This window comes from Halomonas sp. LMYGS-3 (assembly GCF_059509875.1).
Map to the genome: position 1 here is coordinate 67,923 of NZ_JCAKFQ010000014.1, position 16,154 is coordinate 84,076.

Consider the following 16,154-nt stretch of genomic DNA (forward strand, 5'->3'; position numbering starts at 1 on the left):
TCGGCAAGTGACTCACGCGGACATGGCGTCTGCGTCTGCTCAAAAGCGTCGCTGGGCGACGAACAGGTTATGGCTTCCCAACACCCCGTGGCACCTGGCCGCATCGTGGCCATCGGAGGAGCCGAGGACAGGACCTCCGATCTCGAGATCCTGAGACAGGTCTTTGCCCTGGCACCCGAGGGCTATGGCGAGGTCGCCGTCATCGCCACGGCAAGCAGCATCCCCAACGAGGTGCTGCCCGACTACGAAGCGGCCTTCTCTCGCCTGGGTGCCAGCCGCGTCCATTCCCTGGACATCCGCGACCGCCGCCAGGCGGCCGAGGCCGACACCGTGCGCCTGATCGAGCAGAGCGGCGTCATCTTCTTCACCGGCGGTGACCAGCTCCGCCTGACCAACGTGATGGGCGGCTCGGCGACCCTGAAGGCCATCCGCAACCGCTTGAAGGAGGGCGCGGTAGTGGCCGGGACCAGTGCCGGCGCGGCGGCCATGCCAGGCACCATGATCTACAACGGCGCTGCCGCCGATGCCCTGCGCAAGGGCGCCGTCAACATGACCTTCGGCCTCGGACTCGTCGAAGGCTTGATCATCGACAGCCACTTTCTCGAGCGCGGACGGTTCACGCGCCTGATGGAGGTCGGGGCGACCAACCCGGAGTACCTGGGGGTGGGGCTGGGCGAGGATGCCGCGGTGATCATTCATGCGAACCGGGTTCTCGAAGCCATCGGCCCGGGCCATGTCATCCTCATCGACAGCCGCGACCTGGCGAACTCGAACATTGCCGACCTGTCGATGGGGGAGGCGGTGGCCATCGAGCACCTGATTCTGCATGCGCTGGTCAGCGGTCACGGCTTCGATATCGAGGCGCGTCGCTATCTCGTCGCCGACGCGCTCGTCACCACGCTGGCAGATCTCCGATGACTATCCTCGAGCACCGGGCCCTGCGGGGCCCGAACTACTACAGCCGCTACCTGGCCATCTTCATGCGCCTGGACATCGGCGAACTCGAGGAACGGCCCAGCGATACCGTCCCCGGCATCGTCGAACGCCTCCTCGGGTTACTGCCCACCCTGCAGGAGCACCGTTGCTCGGTCGGCCGACCCGGCGGCTTCGTGGAGCGTCTGGAGCGAGGCACCTGGGCCGGTCACGTCGTCGAGCATGTGGCGATCGAGCTCCAGAACCTGATCGGCTTCTCGGTCGGCTACGGCAAGACCATCGACAGCTACGAGCCCGGGATCTACAACGTCGTCTACCGCTACCGGGACGAAGCCTGCGGCCTGGCGGCCGGGGTCGAGGCCGTCGAGCTGGTCACCCGGCTGTTCCAGGGAGACGATATCGACATGCCGGCGATCATCGCCCGCCTCAAGACAGTCCGCGACGCGCACATGCTGGGCCCCTCCACGGCCTCGATCGTGGCGGCCGCCGAGCGGCGTGGCATTCCCCACCTCCGCTTGAGTGACGAGAACAGCTACATCCAGTTGGGTCAAGGCCACCGCCAGCAGCGGATCCAGGCCACGGTGACCGGCCATACGGATCTGATCGGCTACGGCATCGCCGACGACAAGGCCTGGACGAAGCAGGTACTCGGCGATGCCGGCATTCCGGTTCCCCACGGCCGGGTCTGCGCCTCCGTCGATGAAGCCCTCGACGCCGCGCGCGACATCGGCTATCCCGTCGTGGTGAAACCGCTGATCGGCAACCACGGCCGCGGCGTGAGCACCAACATCGATGATGGCCAGGCCCTGCGCGAGGCCTTCGGCATCGCCTCCCACCGCAACCCCTCGGTGATCGTCGAGCAATACATCGAGGGCGAGGACCATCGTCTGCTGGTCATCGGCAGCAAGCTGGTAGCCGCCGCCAGGCGGCGACCGGCCCATGTGATCGGCGATGGGGTCGCCACGCTGCAGGCCCTGGTCGACAGGGAAAACCAGGACCCGCGTCGCGGCGTCGGGCACGAGAACCTGCTCACGCAGATACAGCTGGACGAGCAGTCGCAGCGGCTGATCGACCAGCAGAACCTGACCCTGCGCAGCGTGATTCCGAAGAACGAGATCGTCTATCTGAAGTCCACGGCGAATTTGAGCACCGGGGGCACGGCCACGGACGTGACCGACGACGTCCATCCGGAGGTACGCTACGCGGCGGAGCGAATCGCGCGCCTGATCGGGCTCGACATCATCGGCATCGACCTGCTGGCCGAGACCCTGACCCGGCCACTGGAGGAACAGTCCGCCGCGGTGGTCGAGGTCAATGCCGGGCCCGGTTTTCGCATGCACCTGTCGCCCACCCACGGCAACGGCCGCGATGTCGGCCAGCATGTGATCGACATGCTGTTCCCGGACAGCGAGACCGACGCCCGCATTCCCATCACTGCGGTGACCGGGACCAACGGCAAGACGACCACGGTGCGCCTGCTCTCGCATCTGCTGCGCCAGGCGGGACGCAACGTCGGCATGGCCTGTACCGGCGCCATCGAGATCGACAACCATGTCATCATGCGCGGCGACTACAGTGGCCCCCAGGCAGCGGCCATCGTGCTGCGCGAACCCACGGTCGAATACGCCGTGCTCGAAGTGGCCCGCGGCGGCATCATGCGCCGCGGCCTCGGGTTCGACGAGTGCGACGTGGGTGTGCTGCTCAATATCGCCAGCGACCACCTGGGTGAGCATGACATCCACACCCTCGACGAGCTGGCGCGCTGCAAGACCGTGGTGATCGACGCCGTGCGCCGTGGCGGTACGGCCGTGCTCAATGCCGATGACCCACGGGTGCTGGCCGGCCAGGAGTGGGCCCGGGGCGATATCATCTTCTTCACCCTGGACCCGGAGTCCCGCCCCATCCGCCGACATGTTCGCGATCACGGGGTGGCCTTCACGGTCCACGATGGGCGTATCGTGATGCGTCAGGGCCATGTCGAGGCCGAGGTGATCCCGGTGGTGGACGTGCCGATCACCTTCGAGGGGCACGCCCGCTTCAATGTCGCCAATGCCCTGGCCGCCAGCGCCGCGGCCTATGCCCTGGGGCTCTCCATCGCCGATATCCAGATGGGCCTGCGGACCTTCCATCCCACCCCCGGACAGAATCCCGGCCGCACCAACCTCATTGACGCCAACGGCATGAAGGTGCTGATCGACTACGGGCACAACGTGCCGGCGCTCGAAGCCCTCAGCGAGCTGGTGGGCTGTATCCCGGCGCGACGACGCCTCAGTGTGGCCAGCGCGCCCGGCAATCGCCGCGACGAGGACCTGTTCAGCCTGGGCACGCTGCTCGCCCGGATGCACGATGTCGTCTTCATCTACGAGACCGACGCCCGCGACCGTGCCATCGGCGAAGCCGCCGGCCTGTTGCGCGACGGTGCCGAGTCGATGGGGGCCTGCCGGGTCGAGATCGTCCTGGAGGAGCACCAGGCCGTCGACCGGGCCTTCGAGGAGGCCGGCGAAGGTGACCTGCTGGTGTTGCTGATCGACGATGTCGAGGGCACCATCGAGCGCCTGAAGGGCCGCCGCTTCTCGCCGCCGGCGTCGACTGACCCCACCGGCGAGCCGCCATGATGCCCCTCGATGCTCGGGACGCCCCCCTGCTGACCCTGCTGCGCGTCGGACGCATCTTCGCACCGGCGCCCCTCGAGGCCACCGATCTGCTGATCGCGGACGGCCGGATCGCGGCCCTGGGGCGCGACCTCGCCGTACCGGAAGGGTGGCCCGTGCGCCTGGTGGAGGCGCGCGACCTCACCGCCGTTCCCGCCTTTATCGACCAGCACGTGCATGTGACCGGTGGCGGCGGCGAAGGCGGCTGCGGTACCCGCTGCCCGGCGATCACCGCCCGGGAGATCGCCGCCATGGGTATCGGCACCGTGGTGGGGGTGCTGGGCACCGACGGCATCAGCCGCTCGCCGGCGGACCTGCTGGCCAAGGTGCGTGGGCTCAAGGCCGAGGGCATCGCGGCCTATATGTACACGGGGTCGTATCGCGTGCCGCCACCGACCCTCACCGGCGACGTGCAGCGCGACCTGGCCTGGATTCCCGAGGTCATCGGTCTGGGCGAGCTGGCGATCTCGGATCATCGCTCCAGCCAACCACGCCAGGACGAGATCGCGCGGCTGGTCAGCGAGGCACGCGTCGGTGGCATGCTGGCCGGCAAGCGCGGCATCTGCCACTTTCATGTCGGCGACGGACAGCGGGGGCTCGAGCCGCTGCGCCGGCTGCTCGGGGAGACCGAGATTCCCGCCGAGCAGGTGATCCCCACCCACGTGAACCGCCACCGCGCCCTGCTCGAGGAGGCCGCCGACTATGCGCTGGCCTTCGCCGCCAGCGTGGATGTGACCGCCTTCGACGACCCCGGGGAGGAGGGCCTCTCCGGCTTCGATGCAGTAACGCGGCTGCTCGCGCGCGGCGTGCCGGTAACCCGCATCACCATGAGCTCCGACTGCAACGGCAGCCTGCCCGAGTTCGATGCCCAGGGCGACTACATCGGCATGCGGGTGGCGCGCAACACCGCCCTGATCGCGGACTGGCAGCGCCTGGTACGCGAGGAGGTGCTGCCACTCGACCAGGCCCTGGGCCTGATCTCGGGCCATGTGGCCCGAGTGCTGGGGCTGCATGACCGCAAGGGCCGCCTGGCCGTCGGCCATGACGCCGACGTGACCCTGCTCGACGGCGACCTCCAGCCGCAACAAACCTTCGTGGCAGGGAGGTGTATCTACGCCAGGGACGTCCCGGCGTAGTACCGTGGATGCCTCAGTCTCGAGAGCCCTCATGGCCCGGCGGCAGGGTCGCCCGGGCCCAGCCTTCCAGGGCACGCCCCAGGCGCAGCAGCCCGTAGACCGCGAAGGGCACCAGCAGCATCAGCGCCACGCCCCAGTCGCGGTTGTTGATCAGCCACACCAGCGGCAGCACCACCGCCACGGCGGCCAGGCACCAGGCCATCAAGGCCAGCAGGAGTCGTGAACGGGGGGACATGGTGGGATACCTCCTCGACGGGCAATGGCTCAGGTGGCGATGATCTGGCGATAGATCCCCGGCAGCGCCAGGGAGAGGTGTTCGGGACGCTGCACGATGGCATAGCCGCCGCGGCCGAACAGGTGCGGGATGTAGCGCCCCGCCTGGCGGTCGATGGTCACCCCGAACACCCGCACCTCCTGGCGGCGCGCCTCGAGCACCGCCTTGCGGGTGTCCTCGATGCCGTAGCGTCCCTCGTAGTAGTCGTTGTCGTTGGGCTTGCCGTCGGTCAACAGCAGCAGCAGCCGGTGCCGGTTGGGGCGCTCGGCGAGCCGGCCGGCCAGGTGGCGGATCGCCGGCCCCATGCGGGTATAGGAGCCCGGCTTGAGCGCGGCGATGCGCCGCGCGACCCGGTCACCCATGGGTTCGTCGAAGTCCTTGAGGGTATTGACCCACACCTTGTGGCGACGCTGGGAGGTGAAGCTGTGGATGGCGTAGTCGTCGCCGCAACCCGCCAGGCCGTGGCCCAGCACCAGCAGCGCCTCCTTGGCCACGTCGAGCACCCGGCGATCCTCCAGCCAGGCCTCGGTGGAGAGCGAGACGTCCACCAGGATCGACACCGCCAGATCGCGGGCCTGGGTGCGGCTGTCCAGGTAGAGCCGGTCGCTGGCCTCGCCGGTGGCGACAAGGTCGCAGCGCGAGCGGATCACCGCATCCATGTCGAGCTCGCTACCGTCCAGCTGGCCGCGCAGGATCTCGCGACGCGGGCGCAGCGCCTCGAACTCGCGTCGCACCCGGCGGATACGACGCCGGGTGGCCTCGTCGGGCTCCCACGCCTCGCCCTCCTCGCTCTGCAGGTCGGTGTGCACCAGGCAGTGGTCGGGCAGATAGGCCTGCCTGCGGTGGTTCCACTCGGGATAGGTATGGCGCCCCTTCAGTCGGCCGCCGGCGACCTCGTCCGGGGCCAGGTCGAGGTCGAGCTTGAGCCGGGAGGCCGCCTTCTGGCGGTTGGGGCTGAGCACGATCTCGTCGATCTGGTCGGCGGCCTTCCTGGCCTCCTCGTCCTCCTCGTCGTCCACATGGCGGTTGAGGTTCACCATCTCGGCCCAGGAGAGCATCTTCTCCATGTTGTTGAGCATCAGCGGATCATCGCGGTCGGCCTGATCCTGCTCGCGGCGGTCGGCCTTGCGCTTGCCCTGGTCGTCCTCGGGCGAGTCGCCGGCACGCGCCATGTCTTCATCGTCGTCGACGGTGGCCTCGCGAGCCCCGTCGCGGGTCCCCAGGGCCACGGCCTGGCCCCACAGCGGCACCGGCAGCGGTGGGCGATAGCCGCGCGGGGCGCGGAACGCCTCGAGCGGAAAGTCCGACTCGCGGATAGCGCGCTGCATGGCCAGGGCCCAGTCTCCCTCGGGGTCGGGGGCGCCCAGCTCCGCGCACAGGGCGGTTTCCAGGGCCGCTTCGCGGGGCGGCAGCCGCTTGCGCCTCGGGCGGATCGCCAGCAGTTCACCGCACAGGCGCACATAGCGCTCGGTGAGCCCGGGGAAGCGCGCCAGCGCCGCGCGGGTGGCACGCCGCGCCTCGCGCAGCCGCAACAGGTCGGCCTGCAACGGGTCGACGGCCGGCTCGACCGGCCGAGCCTCGGCCAGGAAGGCCGTGAGCCAGAGGTAGAGGTCGCGGTTGAGCGCGGCCTCGGGAAACAGCGCGATGCGCGGCGGCAGCAGCAGGTGCTCCTCGTCGCGGCGGGCCTGGTCGAGGTCCTCCTCGTCGAGGCCCAGGCGCTGGCGCAGGCTCAGCCGGTGGGCGGAGCTGCGCCGGGCGATGGCGGCCACCTCGACCCCCGCCTCGCCGCCGCCGGCGCGGAAGAAGACCCCCAGCATCGGGCGCAGCGACTCCAGCGTCACCGCCGCCTCGGGGTGGTCCGGATAGCTCGCCGCGCCGGAGGCCCAGCGGTGCCAGTGGCGGCCGACGAACTCCTCGACCTCGAGGAAATCGAGCATCTATACCCTCCTGGGAAAGCTGACTTTACAGATCATTTCACCACCTTGCCGGTGAGCGGGGCTTTCCCGAGGGCAGGCCTTCGCGAAGGCGCTGTGAACCCCTCCCTGGGCGCTACTTTTGCCATCCCTGGCAAAAGACCTTCGCTGCGACCTGCCCCCTGGCGCCCCGGCTTGGCTTGGTGCGCTTATCCAAAAGTGGCGTGAATGGCTTCCATCAGTCCCTCCTGGACGTCGGCATCGTCCGAGAGCGGCTCCACCAGGGTGGCGCGGGCGGCCTCCAGGATCGGCATGCCGGCCTGGATCAGGGTCGCGCAGTAGACCAGCAGGCGCGTGGAGACGCCCTCCTCCAGGTCCTGGCCCTTCATGGCGCGCAGGCTGGCCGCCAGGTTGACCAGGGCCGCACACTGCTCGGCGGGCAGGCCGCTCTCGCGGGCCACGATGTCGCGCTCCACCCAGGGCGGCGGGAAATCGAAGGACATCGCCACGAAGCGCTGGCGGGTGCTCGGCTTCAGGGACTTGAGGATATGCTGGTAGCCGGGATTGTAGGAGACCACCAGCATGAAGTCGTCCGGTGCCTCGAGCAGCTCGCCGGTGCGCTCGAGTGGCAGCAGGCGGCGGTCGTCGGTCAGCGGGTGCAGCACCACGGTGACGTCCTTGCGTGCCTCGACGACTTCATCGAGATAGCAGATGCCGCCCTCACGCACCGCGCGAGTCAGCGGGCCGTCGACCCAGCGGGTCTCACCGCCCTGCAGCAGGTAGCGTCCGGTGAGGTCGGCGGCGGTCAGGTCATCGTGGCAGGAAACGGTGAACAGCGGCTTGCCCAGCTTGGCCGCCATATGGCTGACGAAGCGGGTCTTGCCGCAGCCGGTCGGCCCCTTGAGCAGCAGCGGCAGGCGCTGCTGGAACGCCTGCTCGAACATGGCGCACTCGCTGCCGACGCTCTGGTAGTAGGGAATCTCTTGCTCGCTGGCGTTGGCGGCCACGGAGGAAAGGGGCATGGGAGTCACTCCCGTCAGGGTGAACGTAAAGAGGGCCCCGACCGGGGCCCTCGGATGGTCAGGCGCTCTCCGGGCCCGCGGTCAGCTGGGTGCCGCCACCCGGCACCTGCTCACGGGCCGGCCCGAAGAAGGCGTAGATCAGCATCACCGCCCCCACGGCCACGGCGATACCGGCACCCAGGCGCATCATGTAGAAGAGGCCGAGCTGGCTCTGCACCTCCATGAAGTTCATGCCCAGCACACGCTGCAGGTGGGTCTGGACGACACCGGCGAAGGTCAGGGTGAAGGTCATGAAGCACATGGCCGAGGTCATGATCCAGAAGCCCCACATGTTCAGTACCTGGTTGTAGGGCTGGACGCGGCGCAGCTGCGGCATGGCGAAGGTGATGATGCCCAGCATCAGCATCACGTAGGCCCCATAGAAGGCCAGGTGACCGTGAGCCGCGGTGACCTGGGTACCGTGGCTGTAGTAGTTGATCCAGTGCAGGGTGTGCATGAAGCCCCACACGCCGGCGCCGAAGAAGGCGATGGTCGGGCACCCCAGGGACCACAGCATGGCGGCCTTGTTGGGGTGGTTACGGCTACCCTTCCAGAACATGGTGAAGGCGAACACCACCATGGCGAAGAAGGGGATCACCTCCAGGGTGGAGAAGATGCTGCCGATGGGCTGCCAGTAGCTCGGCGCGCCGATCCAGTAGTAGTGGTGGCCAGTGCCCAGCAGGCCGGAGAACAGCGCCAGGCCGACGATGACGTAGAGCCACTTCTCGATCACCTCGCGGTCGACGCCGGTCATCTTGATCAGCAGATAGGCGAGCAGGGAGGCCATGATCAGCTCCCACACGCCCTCGACCCAGAGGTGCACCACCCACCACCAGTAGAGCTTGTCCACGGCGAGGTTGGTGGGGTTATAGAAGGCGAACAGCCAGAACACCGCGGCCAGCCACAGGCCCAGCATCAGCACCAGGTTGATGGCGGTCCGGCGGCCCTTGAGCAGGGTCATGCTGGTGTTGAACAGGAACATCAGGAAGGAGATGGTGATCAGCACCTTGACCCAGAACGGCTGCTCCAGGAACTCGCGGCCCTCGTGGATCCCGAACTGGTAGCCGACCAGCGCCGCGGCCCCGGCGAAGGCGAAGATCGCCAACTGGATATAGGCGATAGTGGGACTGTGGATCTCGCGCTCGGCCTCTTCCGGCATCAGGTAGTAGGTGGCGCCCATGAAGCCGATCAGCAGCCAGACGATCAGCAGGTTGGTATGGCTGACCCGCATGATGTGGAAGGGCATGACCTCGGCCATGAAGTTGGGCGCGACATAGACGGTGGCGGCCAGCAGCCCGAAGACGACCTGCAGCGCGAAGAGCGCCATCGCCACCATGAAGAAGGGCAGGGCCACCTTCTGGGTTTCGTATTTCATCGGTGTCGTTCTCCTTGATTCATCGGACGGCTCAACCGGCGGGGTGCGGCGGCCAGTCCTGGGCGTCGATGCCGTCGGTCCACTCCAGGAAGTCGATCAGCGACTGCATCTCCTCCTCGCTGAAGTCGTAGGCCGGCATCTGACGACGCCCTTCGGCACCCAATGGTTGGGCACGGATCCAGGCGGCGAGGCCCGCACGGGCTGCCTCGGGGTTCTCGTGGCCACCGTAACGCTCCCAGACGTTGCCCAGCTCCGGCGCAAAGTAGGCGCCCTCGCCCATGATGCTGTGGCAGTTGATGCACATGTTCTTTTCCCACACTTCCTTGCCGTGCTTGACAGACTCGGTGAGTCCCTCTCTGTCGGTGGATGTGTTGACCATGTACCAGTGGCTGTGGGCCGTCAGCGCGGCGAACAGCAGAAAGAAGAACAGCGACCCGCCATAGAAGATATTGCGGGCCGCCGATCGAGTGAGCCCCTCGGCCATGAATCATTCCCCCCTTGCTGGTGTGATGTTCCCTCGGGACAGGATCGCCTCGGTTGCCTGCCCTCACTAAACATGCATAACACATACATCTTAAAGGATAGCAGCTCGCCCGGCTCCTTGACTTTGACACCGGTCAAGTTGCGATGGACGGAATGTCGCAGCAGGGGTTGCCAATCGCAGAAAATAGCGGCGGACAACAGCAGAGGGCGCCGCCGGCGACGATGCGCCGACGGCAGGCCCTCACCCCTTGTCGGTGATGTCCTCGATCCAGGTCAGGGCGGCCACCCCGGCGGGGAGTCCGATGGTGGGGATGGCCAGCATGGCCACCTGCTTGAGGGCTTCGGGCTCGACGCCTTCGCGCAGGGCACGGCGCATATGGGAGTGCACCGCCCCTTCGGAACCGGCGCCCACCGCCAGTGCCAGCTTGACCAGGCGACGGGTGCGCGCATCGAGCGGCCCGCTCTCGGAGCAGGCCTTGCCGAGCCGGGAAAAGGCCTCCCACACCTCGGGGTACTGGGTCGCCACCTTGCCGGCGCCGGAGGGAAGATCCTGTGGGCTCATGGTCGGGCTCCTCGTCATGGTAGGGCTATGGAGAGACGTGATGAAAGCCGTGGTGGAGTGAAGGCTCGCCGCCTCAGTATAGGAGACGCACGGGGGCCTAGGAGCCTGTCGGATTTGACCGATCGTCGCGAGGAACACGGATTTCGAGACAAGTTTATCGATCTGATTCGTTAAATAGCGCGCTATTTAACGAATCAGATCGAATGAAATTGGCCGAAAGCCCGGGTTTCGTAGCAGATCAGCGTTAAGTCCGACAGGCTCCTAGAGGCCGGCCAGCCAGGAGAGCGGGCTATGGCGGATCGCCGCCCCGGCCATGTAGAGAAACACCGCCACCGCGGCCAGGCCGGCCAGGCCACGCGCCGCCGGCGAGCGCCCGCGCTTGATGGCCAGGGTGCCCAGGCCGATATAGGCCAGCAGGGCGATCAGCTTGGCGGCCAGCCAGGGATGCTGCTGGGGCCACATGGCGAGCATCACCATCAGGGTGATGCCCAGCCCCAGCAGGGCGGTGTCGACCAGGTGCGGCACCACCCGCACCCATCGCTGCTGGAGGATCGGCGCCTGGCGCACCGACCACCAGGCGCGCAGCGCGAACAGCGCCAGGCTGAGCCCGGCCGCCGTCATGTGCAGATGCTTGATCAGGGCATAGTGTTCCAGCAACTTCCTCTCCTTTGCCGCGGGCTGCGGGCTGCGGGCTGCGGGCTGCGGGCTGCGGGCTGCGGGCAGAGTTGTAGCTCGTGGCTCGTAGCCCGCAGCTGGCGCGAAGCGCCGGCTAGCCGTCCTTGCCATCCGGACGAGGCATGCACAGGGGGACAGTGTAGTGGAACAGGAAGATCAGGAAGGCGAGGCACCAGAACAGGATGCTGAGGTTGTAGGTCCAGTGGGTGATCTGGGGAAACAGCGCCAGCACCGGCGAGCGCAGCAGGGCGCCGGCCAGCATCAGGGCGAGGCCGACGCCGATGCCCGGCAGGGTGCGGATCTCGCGCCCGGTGTGGCCCAGCGAGACCCGCGACATCATCGCCAGCATCATGGTGCCCATGCCGCCGATGGTCAGGGCGTGCACCGCCAGTTCGACGCGCAAGCTGCCCAGCAGCGCCACCCCCCACATGGCCAGGCCCACGGGGATGAAGGCGTAGCTGGCATGCAGCCCCCAGAGCAGCGGCTCGCGCCAGCTGTAAAGGCCCCCCCAGCGTGACAGGCGCACGGCGTTGGCCAGGGCCGCCAGGCCCATCAGGGCCGCCAGCAGGGACCCGGGCAGCGGCACGCCGAGCATCACCAGCAGCTGGGCCACCACCACTACCAGGGTACTGCCCAGGGACAGGATCTCGAGGGCGGGGATCGGCGCCGGCTTAGCACGCCCCAGGCGGTTGGCGGTGAACATGGCGATCACCCGGCCGCCCACGACCACCATCAGCAGGGCAATCAGCAACACCGCCAGATAGGCGCCCTGGCGGATCAGCTCGGCGTCGCCGGTCATCACCCCCAGGTGCATGGCCAGGTTGGCGAGGGTCAGGAGCGCCAGGGCGGGCAGGAAGATCAGGTTGCGCCAGCGCTTCGCGGCGATCACCAGCCGGGCCATCACGCCCGCCACCACCGGCAGGAACGCCAGGTCGACCAGCGCCAGCCACCAGGCCGGCAGCCCCATGGGGAAGGCCATCATCACCCGGGCCACCCCCCACAGCGCCACCAGCGCCAGCAGCGCGCCCCCTCTGAGGCTCGGCAGGCCGGTCCAGTTCTGGACCGCGGTGAGCAGGAACCCCGCCACCACGGCGACCGCGAAGCCGAACAGCATCTCGTGCTGATGCCAGAACATCAGCCCGCCGTGAGGCCGCAGCAGGATGTCACCGTGCCAGAAGGCAAACCACACCCCCATGGCCAACACGCCGAACAGCGCCGCCAGCAGGAAGAAGGGGCGGAAGGCCAGGCGCGCCACCGGCAGACGCGACAGCGACGATGGACGCAGTGATGATGTGGATGTCCGCATGAGGCGATACCCGACCGAAACGCTTGGATATGGCCATTGTGCGTCAGCCGCATCACGGAAACCATGACTGGCATCAAGAATGCTTCTTATCGGCGCCCCCGGCGTCAGTGACTCGTCCCTTCCTCGTAGCGCGTCTTGTTCCAGACGTTGTACTTGCCGGAGGGCTTGCTCATGGGAATGCGCTTCTCCTCTTCCAGGGTATCGCCGTCATAGACGATCACCGCGCCGTCGTCCTCCCACAGGCTCAGCAGCAGCTTCTTGCCGTCGCGGTCGAACTCCACGTGGGCGGCGGTCTTGCCCGGCTCGGGGATCAACGTCTCGACGATCTCCAGGCGGGCCTTGTCGATGACGTGGACCCGGTCGCGGTTGGGGCCGAAGAAGACGTCCACCCAGGCATAGGGCGAGTTGGCATGGCTGCGCATGAAGAAGCCGGGACCGTCGGTCTCGAGGGTCTTGATCACCGTCCAGTCCGTCATGTCGATGATCGACACCGCAGCCCGGGTCAGATGGGGCGTCGCCATGACGCGGCGCCCCTCGTGCTCCCAGGTGATGCCCGAGCCGAGGTGGGGCATCCCCTCCAGGGGCAGGTCGGCCACCTTCTCGGTGCTGTCCAGGTTGATCACCATGCCGCCCTGACCACCCCGCGAGGCACCGATCACGTGTTCATACTCGAGGTCGAAGAAGAAGTCGTCCAGGTAGTCCGGCACCGGGATCCGCCGCACCTGGAAGTTGGCGGTGTCATGCCCGCGGCGCGGCGTGAGCGGGGTGACCATATGGCCGGTAGCGACCACCGGCTCGGCGGGCAGCGGCCAGGGAATCTCCCACACCTCCTCGAGGTCCTTGAGGGCGGCGATGAAGCTGCCCCGCGGCGGCGCGGCATAGACGGCGCTGACCCGCGAGCTCTCGCCGTCCTCGCCCACCACCGGGTAGACCTTCATCAGGTCGAGGTTGTGGGCATCGAACAGCACCAGGCTGTGGGGCAGGGTGTTGGCGGCCATCACGTAACGACCGTCGCCGGAGACGGCGATGTTGCGCATGTTGATACCCGCGCGCACCTCGGCCACCACCGCCAGGTTGTAGATGTCGTACTTGGTGATCCAGCCGTCCCGGGAGCCGAAGACGACATGGCGCCCGTCGGGGGTGTACTTGGGCCCGCCGTGCAGGGCGTAGCGGGTCTCGAAGCGGTGGATCCGTTCGAAGGTGTCGCCGTCGAGCAGGCTGGCATGGTGATCGCCGGTCTCCACCACGATGAAGAGATTGAGCGGGTCGGCATCGAAGCGCGGCTCATCCGGCAGCGACCCGTCCGGATGAGTGACCTTGTGACTGGCGAGGATCTCGTCACGCCCCCAGGTGGGGTCGACCTCGGGGTCGCGGTAGATCCACTCGGCCAGGGAACGGATCTGGCTGTCGTCGAGCTGCTCGCCGAAGGCCGGCATCTGGCTGGCCGGTCGCCCGTCGCGAATCACCGCCTCGGCGGCCTCCGGCTCGAGCCGCGAGAGGCTGCCGGGCAGCAGCGCCGGGCCGGTGCCGCCCAGGCGCTGCTCGCCGTGACACGCGGCGCAGTGGGTCTGGTAGAGCGTCTCGGTATCGTCGTCGGCCATCGACGAGAGCGGCAGCAGGACCGCGCCGGCGGCCAGCAGCAAGGGCAGGAGTCGCGGGATCATGATGGCACTCGCGTTCACAGGGCGACGCGCTCCAGGACGGCGCCCTCGGCGAAGCTCGCCTCCTGCGGGGCCGGCTGGGCCAGGGTGTCGGCCAGGCGCACTACCTCGCCCACCACGATCAGGGTGGGGGGCTTCAGCCCCTCGCGCGCGATGGTCTCGGCCAGTTCGCCCAGGCAGGTGATCACCCGGCGCTGCTCGGGAGTGGTGCCCCGCTCGACCAGGGCCACCGGATGGTGCGCGGGCAGGCCGTGGTCCTGCAGCTGCCGGCTGATCAGCTCGGCGTTGGCCAGCCCCATGTAGAAGACCGCCGTGTGATGGGGTACCGCCAGGGAGGACCAGTCCAGGGCCAGGTCGCCGTCGCCCTTGCAGTGCCCGGTGACGAAGGTGACGCTCTGGGCATGGTCGCGGTGGGTCAGCGGGAAGCCGGCGTAGGCGGCACAGCCCTGGGCGGAGGTGATCCCCGGTACCACACGGAAATGGATGCCATGATCGATCAGCACCTCGGCCTCCTCGCCGCCGCGACCGAAGATGTAGGGGTCGCCGCCCTTGAGCCGCACGACCCGCCTGTCCTCCCCGGCCAGACGCACCAGCAGCGCATTGGTCTCGTCCTGGGTCAGGGCATGGCAGCGCGAAGCCTTGCCCACGTAGAAACGCCGGGCCCCGGGGCTGGCCAGGGCCAGCACCTCCCGGGAGACCAGGCGGTCGAAGACCAGGCAGTCGGCCTGCTCGAGCAGCGACAGGGCCCGCAGGGTCAGCAGGCCGGGGTCGCCGGGCCCGGCGCCGACGATGGCCACCTCGCCGGGGGCCAGGGGCGCCTCGGCGAGATCATAGGAAACGCGACGTGACGGCATGGCGGAATTCCTCGTCAGCCTTACTGGATTTCGACGGCCTGGATGGCCTCATAGGGGGCACAGATACGGCGCTCGCCCTCGTCGGCGACGCCGATCTCCCGATTGGTCAGGTAGCAGCCGGGATCCTCCTCCCAGGGGTCGCCGGTCACCTTCCAGGCACGCACCCGGGTATTGCCGTTGCAGATCGGCAGGAAACCACATTCGGCACAGCGCCCCTTGAGCGGCCGCGGGCGCTGACGGAAGCCGACCATCAGCGGATCGCGGGTATCGCGCCAGATCGCGGAGAAGGGCCGCTCGCGGACGTTGCCCAGGTCGTGGTCCCACCAGAAGGTGTCGGGGTGGACGTTGCCCAGGTTGTCGATGTTGGCGATGTGCTCGCCGGAGGCATTCCCCCCCCAGTTGATCAGCCGCCGCTCCAGGGCCTCGGCCCGCTCGGGGAAGTGCTCGCGTGCCCACATCAGCAGGAAGGGGCCGTCGGCGTCGTTGTTGCCGGTGACGTACTCCCGCTCCAGGCCCCGCGAAAGCTCCTCGCGGCAGTGGTCGAACAGGCGGGTCATGGCGTCGCGGGTCATGCGATACCAGGCGTCCTGCTTGCTGTGGCGCCGACCGCGGCCGCCGTAGTTGAGGTGCGAGAGGTAGAACTTGTCGACGTCGTGCGCGTCGAGCAGCGCCAGGATGTCGCCGAGCTGCTCGACGTTCTCGCGGGTCAGGGTGAAGCGCAGGCCCACCTTGATGCCGCGCGCCTTGCACAGCTTCACCGCATGCATCGACTCGCGGAAGGCGCCCTGGCGCTGGCGGATGACGTCGTGGGTGGCCTCGAGGCCGTCGATGCTGATGCCCACGTAGTCGTAGCCGACCGCGGCGATCCGATCGATGTTCGCCTCGGTGATCAGGGTGCCGTTGGTGGAGAGGCCTGTGTAGATGCCCAGCTCCCGGGCGCGATGCGAGAGCTCGAAGATATCGGGGCGCATCAGCGGCTCACCGCCGGAGAGGATCAGCGCCGGCACCCGGAAGGCGTGCAGGTCGTCGAGCACCGCCCAGGCCTCGGCGGTGGAGAGCTCACCGGCAAAGTCGATATCCGCCGAGGTGGTGTAGCAGTGCTTGCAGGTCAGGTTGCAGCGACGGATCAGGTTCCAGATCACCACCGGGCCGGACGGCTTGCCGGCGCGGCCTCTGGTTGCCAGACCCGAGGGACCCGGCTCGAGCAGCGACTTGATGTAGCGGGTGACGCGGAACATGGCGTTCTCCTGCTGAGGTTTGCTGAGCCGAG

The 16,154-nt window shown here is 68.0% G+C and carries 14 protein-coding genes; 3 read left to right on the plus strand and 11 right to left on the minus strand.

What is annotated here, in order from left to right; genetic code table 11:
• Positions 1-69: 69 nt before the first annotated feature.
• Genes AC5W54_RS14040 through iadA form a run of 3 tightly spaced genes read left to right on the plus strand, consistent with a single transcriptional unit; the run spans position 70 to position 4,720 of the window.
• On the plus strand, positions 70-918 hold the full coding sequence (locus AC5W54_RS14040) for a cyanophycinase (RefSeq protein ID WP_495962705.1): 849 nt from the start codon (positions 70-72) through the stop codon (positions 916-918).
• Positions 915-3,548 (plus strand): cyanophycin synthetase, encoded by a 2,634-nt coding sequence (gene cphA, locus AC5W54_RS14045; protein WP_495962706.1) that lies wholly within the window; start codon positions 915-917, stop codon positions 3,546-3,548. The genes AC5W54_RS14040 and cphA overlap by 4 nt, the downstream gene beginning before the upstream one ends.
• Positions 3,545-4,720: a beta-aspartyl-peptidase gene (iadA, locus tag AC5W54_RS14050; RefSeq protein WP_495962707.1), complete on the plus strand. Its 1,176-nt coding sequence runs from the start codon at positions 3,545-3,547 to the stop codon at positions 4,718-4,720. Before cphA ends, iadA begins: the two co-directional genes overlap by 4 nt.
• Positions 4,721-4,733: 13 nt before the next feature.
• Here iadA and AC5W54_RS14055 read toward each other — a convergent pair whose 3' ends face one another.
• From AC5W54_RS14055 to nirJ, 11 genes are all read right to left on the minus strand, one after another.
• Positions 4,734-4,955 (minus strand): hypothetical protein, encoded by a 222-nt coding sequence (locus AC5W54_RS14055; protein ID WP_495962708.1) that lies wholly within the window; start codon positions 4,953-4,955, stop codon positions 4,734-4,736.
• A 29-nt stretch (positions 4,956-4,984) separates the two neighbouring features.
• Positions 4,985-6,931: a nitric oxide reductase activation protein NorD gene (locus tag AC5W54_RS14060; RefSeq protein ID WP_495962709.1), complete on the minus strand. Its 1,947-nt coding sequence runs from the start codon at positions 6,929-6,931 to the stop codon at positions 4,985-4,987.
• Between the two features lie 185 nt (positions 6,932-7,116).
• Entirely contained in the window at positions 7,117-7,929 is an 813-nt protein-coding gene (locus AC5W54_RS14065; protein ID WP_495962710.1) for a CbbQ/NirQ/NorQ/GpvN family protein, read from the minus strand.
• Between the two features lie 58 nt (positions 7,930-7,987).
• Positions 7,988-9,343 carry a cbb3-type cytochrome c oxidase subunit I gene (locus AC5W54_RS14070; protein WP_495962711.1) on the minus strand — a complete coding sequence of 452 codons (1,356 nt, stop codon included), beginning with the start codon at positions 9,341-9,343 and terminating at the stop codon, positions 7,988-7,990.
• Between the two features lie 31 nt (positions 9,344-9,374).
• The gene (locus tag AC5W54_RS14075; protein ID WP_495962712.1) at positions 9,375-9,827 is read right to left on the minus strand and encodes a c-type cytochrome; all 453 of its coding nucleotides are present in this window, start codon (positions 9,825-9,827) and stop codon (positions 9,375-9,377) included.
• A gap of 240 nt (positions 9,828-10,067) precedes the next feature.
• Positions 10,068-10,388 carry a carboxymuconolactone decarboxylase family protein gene (locus AC5W54_RS14080; protein ID WP_495962713.1) on the minus strand — a complete coding sequence of 107 codons (321 nt, stop codon included), beginning with the start codon at positions 10,386-10,388 and terminating at the stop codon, positions 10,068-10,070.
• 261 nt (positions 10,389-10,649) lie between these two features.
• On the minus strand, positions 10,650-11,042 hold the full coding sequence (locus AC5W54_RS14085) for a SirB2 family protein (RefSeq protein WP_495962732.1): 393 nt from the start codon (positions 11,040-11,042) through the stop codon (positions 10,650-10,652).
• A 115-nt stretch (positions 11,043-11,157) separates the two neighbouring features.
• A complete protein-coding gene (locus AC5W54_RS14090) occupies positions 11,158-12,369 on the minus strand; it encodes an NnrS family protein (protein ID WP_495962714.1) in 1,212 nt (403 codons plus the stop codon).
• A gap of 104 nt (positions 12,370-12,473) precedes the next feature.
• Positions 12,474-14,033 (minus strand): cytochrome D1 domain-containing protein, encoded by a 1,560-nt coding sequence (locus AC5W54_RS14095; RefSeq protein WP_495962715.1) that lies wholly within the window; start codon positions 14,031-14,033, stop codon positions 12,474-12,476.
• Between the two features lie 14 nt (positions 14,034-14,047).
• Complete coding sequence (gene cobA / locus AC5W54_RS14100; RefSeq protein ID WP_495962716.1) at positions 14,048-14,884, minus strand: uroporphyrinogen-III C-methyltransferase; 837 nt, start codon at positions 14,882-14,884, stop codon at positions 14,048-14,050.
• Positions 14,885-14,904: 20 nt separating this feature from the next.
• Positions 14,905-16,122, minus strand: coding sequence for a heme d1 biosynthesis radical SAM protein NirJ (gene nirJ / locus AC5W54_RS14105; protein ID WP_495962717.1), 1,218 nt, complete (start codon positions 16,120-16,122; stop codon positions 14,905-14,907).
• Positions 16,123-16,154: the final 32 nt, after the last annotated feature.

Coding starts and splice junctions, on each gene's coding strand:
- cobA (WP_495962716.1), bottom strand. CDS start 14,884: ATGCCGTCACGTCGCGTTTCCTATGATCTCGCCGAGGCGCCCCTGGCC.
- AC5W54_RS14040 (WP_495962705.1), top strand. CDS start 70: ATGGCTTCCCAACACCCCGTGGCACCTGGCCGCATCGTGGCCATCGGA.
- AC5W54_RS14075 (WP_495962712.1), bottom strand. CDS start 9,827: ATGGCCGAGGGGCTCACTCGATCGGCGGCCCGCAATATCTTCTATGGC.
- nirJ (WP_495962717.1), bottom strand. CDS start 16,122: ATGTTCCGCGTCACCCGCTACATCAAGTCGCTGCTCGAGCCGGGTCCC.
- AC5W54_RS14060 (WP_495962709.1), bottom strand. CDS start 6,931: ATGCTCGATTTCCTCGAGGTCGAGGAGTTCGTCGGCCGCCACTGGCAC.
- AC5W54_RS14065 (WP_495962710.1), bottom strand. CDS start 7,929: ATGCCCCTTTCCTCCGTGGCCGCCAACGCCAGCGAGCAAGAGATTCCC.
- cphA (WP_495962706.1), top strand. CDS start 915: ATGACTATCCTCGAGCACCGGGCCCTGCGGGGCCCGAACTACTACAGC.
- AC5W54_RS14055 (WP_495962708.1), bottom strand. CDS start 4,955: ATGTCCCCCCGTTCACGACTCCTGCTGGCCTTGATGGCCTGGTGCCTG.
- AC5W54_RS14090 (WP_495962714.1), bottom strand. CDS start 12,369: ATGCGGACATCCACATCATCACTGCGTCCATCGTCGCTGTCGCGTCTG.
- AC5W54_RS14095 (WP_495962715.1), bottom strand. CDS start 14,033: ATGATCCCGCGACTCCTGCCCTTGCTGCTGGCCGCCGGCGCGGTCCTG.
- AC5W54_RS14070 (WP_495962711.1), bottom strand. CDS start 9,343: ATGAAATACGAAACCCAGAAGGTGGCCCTGCCCTTCTTCATGGTGGCG.
- iadA (WP_495962707.1), top strand. CDS start 3,545: ATGATGCCCCTCGATGCTCGGGACGCCCCCCTGCTGACCCTGCTGCGC.
- AC5W54_RS14080 (WP_495962713.1), bottom strand. CDS start 10,388: ATGAGCCCACAGGATCTTCCCTCCGGCGCCGGCAAGGTGGCGACCCAG.